This window comes from Finegoldia sp. (genome assembly GCF_046991905.1).
Taxonomy (GTDB): Bacteria; Bacillota; Clostridia; order Tissierellales; family Peptoniphilaceae; genus Finegoldia.
On record NZ_JBKWZF010000058.1, the window covers coordinates 1 to 8,280 of the forward strand.

The following is an 8,280-nucleotide window of genomic DNA, read 5'->3' on the forward strand; positions in this document are numbered from 1 at the left end:
GTTGTATCATTTCCTCAGGAATACCGTTTTCAGCTGCCATTACTTTTATGCTATCAGTATCACCTTCATTGAATAGGTTTTCTGCAAGTTCGTTGATTTCTTCAAACGAATCAAATTCACCGAATTTATACATTTCATTACCTTCTTTCTGTATTTTTTTGACTTTTAAACCATCACAAAAAGTCCCGTTCGTGAAGCTGTACGGAATCTTTTTTTATTTTTGCGCCGGCTCAATTTCAGTGTATAGGAAAGGGAAGAACCCCTCATTTTCTAAAATGCCCATACTCAGTCGTTACATAAAAATCTTTTGTCAGCATATTGTAATCTGTAAAGAGAACAATCCTGTTTTTTAAAGCATCCTTATGCGCATTGTATTGTTCTTCTGTCAAATATGCTCCGCTTGTTCTAATTGTTACCGTTTTTACATTGAAATCTTTTTTGCCGTTTTCGATTGCTTTTTCCACTGTCAGTTTATCGCACGGTCTGTACCATTTTGTATATTTCATTTTCAAAATCCTCCTTTATGGCTTTTTGTTAATTCTTATCTCTTTACACTTATATTATATCACTTATAATTATATATTTCAAGCATTTCCATAATTATTAGTGATAATATTTAATTATAATTGATTTTACATAATTTTCTATGCTATAATTTGTTTCAGAAAGGAGTGATAATATGCTATTAGATAAAATAGATTCTTTCTTACGCCTAAGAGGTAAGAACATTAACGGTTTTAGTAAAACATACGGTATTAGCCAGCCTAATCTTTCGCAAAAAGCAAAAAAAAATTCCTATTATTTAAAAGAAGGAATCCTGATTGCCGATTATGGAAACGCTGACCTCGCATTTATTGATAAAGAAACAGGTGAAATTTTAACCAAATTTTCTATTTCTGACATAGAATTAAGCGAAAAATAATTATAAATTATATTTTATACCTTTTAATTATTTGTGCTGTGTGTTATAATATATTTGTCATCATAAGGTGACAGGAGGAAAGGCTTATGCCACCTCAGTATCACAGCACCAACAGCTTAAAAATGGCGGATAATTTAAGGTCACTATTGCTCACCTACAGGGGAACTGGGCAGGGGAGAATGGAGAAGTCCGGTGTACGCGGAGTTTTTAACTCTCGTTGCACTCCTCCTGATTATCAGGGAACTAAAACGTAGATAGCATATAGTTGACCTTGGGTTATAAAAAAAAGGAGTGATTAGCCGTCGCTCCTTTTTCCGTGGTACACTACCACTCACCTACAGATATATTATATCACAACTTAAAGAATTTACAACATGGATTTTTTCCTATACCTCGAAAACCTTTTTTTCTTGCTACAGGTGACCCACTCCGTGAAAAATCCATTTAAAATCTAAACAATCGTTTGATTTTTGAAAAGATGGAAAGAACAGTAACAGCTTTCCAGTAAATCGTTTTTAGCAAACGCACACAGGATACCTCCTTTCTGGCGAGCATCATTCTGCGAATGATGGAATGTTCACTCCCATTCATTTTTTTAAAATGAACGCTCCTAAACATTACTAATTGTTTTTTCCTATAAACCAATTTCTTCCGGTGATACATTATAATCAATCAGCAACGCTTCATAGACTTCTTGTTTCTGGCGTTCCTCTTCGTCGATAAAATCGCCGTATTCCTGATATAATTCATACTTTTGCTTTGTCATTCTCTTTTCTGCCTGTTCTGCACTATACATTTTATAGTATTCATATCTGCCGACAAACTCACTATCATACTCATTGGCATATACGACTACTTTATCAGGATTTTCAGTCATAAATTCTTCGAACTGTTCATACGTCATATATGATTCCACAGACTTTTTTAAACCTCTGGAAGCAAGGTAGAAATTTGCACCCTTTGGAATGTATGAACCATCTTCCAGCGTTTTTTCAATGTACTTCAACACGTAGTTCGCTACATTGCCATTCTTCACAGCTTCCATGTCCACATTTCCGTATTTCCACAATTTTTGAAACGTATAGATATTTATAAACGGCAGACCAAAGAACAGGCAGTGCAGATGCAACCGCTGTGTGCCATTACCGCCACGCTCTATGATTGCAATGTACTGATAATCATAGTTCGGATACTGCCTTCTCAAACGCTTGTTAAATTGCTTGAAACAATAAATCACTTTATCACGGCTCAAATACTCCGCAAAATCCAGCGTTATAAACTTGTCTTTTTCGCTGTATTGATTTATGTTCGCTTCAATAAGTCGTTTGAGGTTTCGTTTCGTTCTGGCGATGTTTTCTAACTTCCGTTTATATTCAGCATTCGATTTTACCGCTTGTGATTGTGTTTTCGTCTTACTGTCTGATTCCGCATCAGCTTCCTGTGTGTCCTCAATTTCATCACTTGGAAGCTTCTTGTATCTTTCATCCTCATAGCGGTAGATTTCCACGACATCACCGCTCACAATCACCTTAATGTTATATAGTTCAAATTTCGATTTTTTCATGGCTAAATGGTTCTTATGTGACTATTAAACCAAGCTAAGGCGTGCCGACTGCGTCGGCACGTGGCACGTTTGGCATGTTTTGGGGCTTCGCCCCAACATGCCACGTGCCTTGCAGATTGTCCACCTATCAGGTACATAGCACTACACCCTTTGCATGAACATCCATGACCTAAAACAAGGTTTTTAAGCGTTGAACCTGTGTATCTCCTTTCGTCGTATATACAAAGGCACAGGGATGAATATAGACACTCGTCCCTGTGCTTATCATACAAAGACATCACACGATCACACGGCATAACAAAGCTGCTTTAACGCAAGCTGACACTCCAGAGATACGCTTCTAAACTTATTTTGCATAAACAATACAGTTTATTAAAAGCTTATCTCTAGGACGCTTACGCTCTCGTTGTGATAGTCTTACATTGCATGTTTTGTTCTTTTGATACTGTCAATTACTTTGCTTATTCCGTTCATGATATCCACACAAGGCGGATATCACCCTTTCAGGGCTTCGCTGTGCGTTCGCACACAATCATTCCTTGACTGCTTTAATCTGGTCAAAATATATAAATACAGGTCTATCAGACCTAGAACAGCTGCACAAGACTTTACCGCTCATTATCTTATCAACGATACACCACCCCCAATAGTCAGAAAACACCTGAGACCCCTGTATTAAATAGCGGCTATAGTCTAGCTTTTGAGACACCAATCCTTCGATATCGCATTCATGCAATATTACTTTGTTGCAGACTACGTATGTTTTAGGGTAGGGGACTATCGCTTTCTTTGTACTTTGAATAGTCTTATCCCACGTAAAAACTTCTTTGTTGATGATTTTACCTATCTGCTTATGCTCAATATACTGATTACCATTATCCACTGTGTACACACAGTCACCCTTAAACACCAAATCAATGATAAACTGGGATTGCAGTACGGCATCCTCTTGACAGATTACAGTCTTTACTTGCTTACCATTCTTCATCACGTATGCATATGCTCTTTCACGATTTACATACACAGTTTTCTGGTATGGATTACCGTATCTATCTTTAAACGTTTTATAGCCTGCAAAGACCTTTTGTGACGGCATCAGTCCATCTATAAAATATATATCTCCATGACGAGTACGCACATATTGACCTTTTTTAAACGACACCTCTTGTGGCTTCAATACAGGCTCTCTGACAGTGGTTTCGTCTTCTATTACAATATCATTACCAAAAACAGAAAGGTCACTACCATCCGTTTCTATGGCGGTTTTAGATGCAGTAGAAAACAAATCAAGTTGTTTCACGTTCTCCCCTCCATTCGTCAATTCCTGTGTATTCCGGCATCGTTACGACTGTCAATCTATGTCCCTGTTTCACCCATGCTTTACCGATGGACAGTCCTTCCAAAGATTCACCAAACATCATGTCATAAGAGGTGTCTGAGGGCGTTCCCAACACCATTTTAAGCTTAAAGTTGTCCCTTATACTGGTTGTGATAAACTCTGCATCCGCTCTCTGCATCGTCACGATACAGTTATATCCAGCAGCACGCCCAAACCGTACAATCTTACCTATAAGTTTTTGTGCTTCCTCTTTCTTTTTCTTCGGCATTTCGTCCGCAATAACAAGCCATTCCTCGATTATCAAAAATACAGGCGATAGGTCAGGGGATTGTGTATAGTTATTTATTCCCATTTCTGCCATCATATCCAGTCTTGCATCCATTGCATTTTTAAATGATTCTATCATTTCTATTACTAGGTCAAACTTTTCGCTTTCATAAGGCAAGTAGTAATCAAATTCACTTTGATATTTATAAAAATCTACCTTTTTGCCGTCTATCATCCATACTTCAAACGACTGTGATAGCAGGGCGCTGATAATGTAAAACATAGTCGTAGATTTTCCTTGTCCTGTATCGCCCACAATCAACGCATGAGGATACATTTTGTAATTCCACATATAAACACCCTCGGAAGCCGTTCCAATGCTCAACATCGTTCTATCGCACTCATACTTCTTGTCAGGTTCATAAGGCAAAATAACATCGAAATATCCAAACCCATTTTTAAAGTGATATTCACCAGTCGTACAACCTGTATACTTTTGTATATCCGCCTTAAACTTTTCATAATCAGTATCATTCTTGCTGTCTATCCGTAATTTAACGGATACACTACGGGGCTTCAACTTATAGCTACAAACGATATTCCAGTTTTTATCTTTATCCTGTTTACCATATACGCCGCAAGCCTTTCTAAGTTCGTTCCGTATATTCAATATTCGTTTATAGCGGTCATAAGGCTGTTTTCTAAGCTTGCACCAGATATAACGCAATAATATAAAAGGGGATTGCATCACGTACCATAACGCATTCGTTATTTGATAGTATAAGATTTTTTTGTACGGCATTGCTGTTTTTTCCTCTCTTTCTGACAGTAGATTTTACAACGTTTGTCACACTTGACCCAATAACGCTGTACATAATCTTTTGTGTAAAGGCTGCATTTTTTACACTTAGGCAGACCTATAAATGGCATCCTTTTCACCTCCTAAAGAAAAGGGCATGTATGGAATTAGTCATACACGCCCTTTTTGATTGCTTTTACCTTTTCTTTTTGCTTCTGTAGCACTTCTTTCTTTTCATTGATTACATCCTTATCCTGCTTCTTTTTGCCTTCTTCTTTCTTTAGATCAGTTTGCAAATCAACAAGCTTTTTTTCTTCCTGTGCTACAAATTCAAAGTATTTACTTCCTTTTTCATAAAGCTCCTTTTTAACAAAATCCCGATAATCAATATATACGTGATTTACAGTATTGTCTTTCTGTTCAATCATGATGTCGATATAGTATACATCCTTTGGCACTGCAAACTGTATCAAGATTTTTCTCTTTCCAAGACCACGTTCCTTTTCTGTGATTTTCATTTCACTTGTTGCTACAAAATGCGATAGTTCGTTGCCCGCATCATCATATACCTTGTAAATGAGAGGGTAGTTTTTTTCTTCTCCCATAGTACGTTCTTCCTCAAATACAGCTTGTCCAAGCCGCTTCGAGGTATCCACATACACCGTTTTACAGGTATCCACATTCACACGGTTATAAAAGAGCGTTTCTTGCGTATGCATCGTATTTTTTATCCTATCATCCGGCAACCACTGTTTACTGGTAACTGCAAGACCTATAAAAATCATAATGATTATGATACAGATTATCAATGGCTTGTTCCAAGTGCCGCCTTTTGATAAATCAATCTTACGCTTGCCATAGCGTATATTAAAATCAAAGCCCATATAATACTCCTTTCTGCTTATTTTATGCCGCTTCTTAAATCTATGATGTGATTCGGATTTACTAAATCACTAGAACTTTTTCCCCATGCAGGCGGTTCTTTCCTAATCTCCAGATGCAGATGCGATGCAGCGCTATTTCCGCTATGTCCTTGTGTACCGATTACCTGACCCGCTTTACCTTATCCTTTGTATTAACTTTGATATCTGCCATATGCCAATATGCTGCATAATAAGTCTGTCCGTTACGCTCAAATTTAAGGACTACCTGATTACCACCGCCCTCGATAATACCGCACCAATTACCCAGATATCCGCCGTTTGGCTCACAAGATGCATAACTTTGCCACACCTCGGCATCTGTAAATGCATATACTTTTGCACCATATCCACCGTTATTGTTTAGGTTTACCAAATCAACGCCAAAATGCCAGTCAAAGGCTGCACTTGCACCAGGAGCGCCATAGTCTTGTGTGATTGCAAAAGGCTTTTCAAGCGGCAACCTTGTATCTGCAATTTCAACATTACTACATTGCTTATCTATACGGCTTAATACGTTTATAAAAAAACTGAAATCGAAATCTTTTCTTTCATCCGGCATCAGTTTATTGTAATATCGCTGAGACACCTCCAAGGCATGAGACTTATATTTTGCTTCCTTAAAATAATCAATATAACCTTTACCATACTCATACGCCTGTATGACAAGATTCCTTTCAATGATATCATTCTTATAAGCATAATCATTCAAATCATTTATTTTTTTAGCAATATCTTTGATTTCTGATTTCTTATCACTTAACAGATATATTGCAAGTACAGCGTTCGTATAATCTTTATCCTTAAGCAGCTTCTCTGTTTCCTTACGCAGCTTCTCTGTTTCCTTGTCAAATATCTTTGCATCCGTCGTATATTTACATTCCTTTTCACTTCCGGCAGGGTCTTTCTTATTTTTTATCAATATAGACAAAGCCGCTTTTTCCGCTGTCTCATATGCACTTATCGCACCCGCACCTAGACCTATCAAACATATAAAAGGGGATAGTGCAAGAATAATCAGCAATATCTTTTTCACTGATTACACACCACCACGGAAATACTCTTTCTGTTTTTCTGACAATATCGTCGTGACCCAGAATTTATCCTTGTGGTCATCGATGATTAAGAATTGTCGTGCGCCGTTCCTACCTTTTTTGAACTTTGCAATGGTATTTACATCCGCATCCGTTAAACCGGTGATTAGACTTTTCAAAGTTTCCTTTGATTCACCGTCAATCCTGCCAATGATTTTATTCGTGCACAATTCAAAAATACCCTTTAGTAAATCGCCGTTTACATCATTTGATTTATTAAGGTCACTTGTCGTATGCACGATGATTTCAAGCCCTGCATAGCATTTCCGCATCAGCTTTAAAAAACTGTCTGTCTTATACAAAAAATATCTATCAAGACTATACTGTAAAAATTCGTCGATTTTTATACGCAATGCTCTGTAAGGTCGTGGTAAGTCCTTTAAAAACACACCATTTTCCTTTGCTAAAGTTTCATTATACAACCGGTTCATAAATAGACCTTGTCCCAAAAATTCCAATATCTGTGTAAGATAAGATGCTTTTAGTTTGACACCATCTGTATTACGTAAAAAAGATAAATCAAAACATACATCATGATTCAAGTCTACCTGTACATTCGTATGTTTATTAAATAAAGCACCATTAACCTTTATCATATCAGAAAGGGCAAGTTCTAATTCATACAAATCACTTTTTGCTTCTTCTGGATAATCACCTTTTTTCACTTTATCCAAAAGCAGTGCAAGGACATCATTATGCACAGGCCAGTCTTCATATTCATACTCCGTAATCTTTTTCCCGACAAAATCACTGTATACCTGTTCCAACAATAAAGCATATTGTAAAACGACCGTTGAATTACCGTCGCAATCATGATATGTAGCAAAGCGATTCTTCATGGAATCAATCTTTGTCATGATATCTTCATTTCTGATTATCATATCATTGTTTGATACATAATAAATCTGTAGCATATTCATGTAATTTTCTTCACTCATAGATATCCTTGGTATATCTAATTCTTCACAATACTCTTTGTATTCTTCGTCGATATCCAACAGATATTGGATATCCCGCGTCAAGCATACACCTTCACCAAGATTTTTCATGAATGCTGACTTTCCACATCCAGTTGAACCAATGGAAACGATATTGTATGAATCATACATAAAGGCATTGAAATCATTAGCATAAACACCCGCTTTTGTATATCCCAAAACAGGAGCAGATGCACACACCTTAGATGCATTATCAATCAGCATCATTTTTGCGACTGTTTCCGATGCCACCATCTTTCGCACAGGGTCACTATAGCTTGTCAGCGCCTTATAATCAGCTCGTAAATTATCTGTCTGTATGGCGCTGTACATGCCCTCAGATTCCATCTTATCCAATATCACGTTTAATCGTTTTTGCAAGCCCTCTATCGTTAGAT

8 protein-coding genes are annotated in these 8,280 nt (G+C 37.1%); 1 reads left to right on the top strand and 7 read right to left on the bottom strand.

All coding sequences use genetic code 11. From position 1 onward, the window contains the following. Window positions 1-263 precede the first annotated feature (263 nt). Window positions 264-506, bottom strand: a complete 243-nt coding sequence (locus tag ACLUJM_RS11650; protein WP_002611880.1) for a hypothetical protein — start codon at window positions 504-506, stop codon at window positions 264-266. Between the two features lie 173 nt (window positions 507-679). Between ACLUJM_RS11650 and ACLUJM_RS11655 the strand changes: the two genes are divergently transcribed. Beyond that, window positions 680-922 carry a hypothetical protein gene (locus tag ACLUJM_RS11655; protein WP_008727344.1) on the top strand — a complete coding sequence of 81 codons (243 nt, stop codon included), beginning with the start codon at window positions 680-682 and terminating at the stop codon, window positions 920-922. 634 nt (window positions 923-1,556) lie between these two features. Here ACLUJM_RS11655 and ACLUJM_RS11660 read toward each other — a convergent pair. From ACLUJM_RS11660 to ACLUJM_RS11685, 6 genes are all read right to left on the bottom strand, one after another. Continuing rightward, the gene (locus ACLUJM_RS11660) at window positions 1,557-2,486 is read right to left on the bottom strand and encodes a hypothetical protein (RefSeq protein WP_008817456.1); all 930 of its coding nucleotides are present in this window, start codon (window positions 2,484-2,486) and stop codon (window positions 1,557-1,559) included. A 532-nt stretch (window positions 2,487-3,018) separates the two neighbouring features. Further along, window positions 3,019-3,807 (bottom strand): hypothetical protein, encoded by a 789-nt coding sequence (locus tag ACLUJM_RS11665; protein WP_412412881.1) that lies wholly within the window; start codon window positions 3,805-3,807, stop codon window positions 3,019-3,021. Further along, window positions 3,773-4,894, bottom strand: coding sequence for an FtsK/SpoIIIE domain-containing protein (locus ACLUJM_RS11670; RefSeq protein ID WP_008817455.1), 1,122 nt, complete (start codon window positions 4,892-4,894; stop codon window positions 3,773-3,775). The genes ACLUJM_RS11665 and ACLUJM_RS11670 overlap by 35 nt, the downstream gene beginning before the upstream one ends. Before the next feature lie 164 nt (window positions 4,895-5,058). Then, entirely contained in the window at window positions 5,059-5,775 is a 717-nt protein-coding gene (locus ACLUJM_RS11675; RefSeq protein ID WP_008727336.1) for a hypothetical protein, read from the bottom strand. Between the two features lie 160 nt (window positions 5,776-5,935). Next, window positions 5,936-6,847, bottom strand: a complete 912-nt coding sequence (locus tag ACLUJM_RS11680) for a M23 family metallopeptidase (protein ID WP_412412882.1) — start codon at window positions 6,845-6,847, stop codon at window positions 5,936-5,938. A 3-nt stretch (window positions 6,848-6,850) separates the two neighbouring features. Continuing rightward, window positions 6,851-8,280 (bottom strand): hypothetical protein (locus tag ACLUJM_RS11685; protein WP_412412883.1); only part of this gene is annotated, 1,430 nt, incomplete at its 5' end.

Bases quoted from the DNA above. Each gene is read 5' to 3' on its own strand.
- ACLUJM_RS11660 (WP_008817456.1), bottom strand. From the start codon at position 2,486: ATGAAAAAATCGAAATTTGAACTATATAACATTAAGGTGATTGTGAGC.
- ACLUJM_RS11655 (WP_008727344.1), top strand. From the start codon at position 680: ATGCTATTAGATAAAATAGATTCTTTCTTACGCCTAAGAGGTAAGAAC.
- ACLUJM_RS11675 (WP_008727336.1), bottom strand. From the start codon at position 5,775: ATGGGCTTTGATTTTAATATACGCTATGGCAAGCGTAAGATTGATTTA.
- ACLUJM_RS11650 (WP_002611880.1), bottom strand. From the start codon at position 506: ATGAAATATACAAAATGGTACAGACCGTGCGATAAACTGACAGTGGAA.
- ACLUJM_RS11670 (WP_008817455.1), bottom strand. From the start codon at position 4,894: ATGCCGTACAAAAAAATCTTATACTATCAAATAACGAATGCGTTATGG.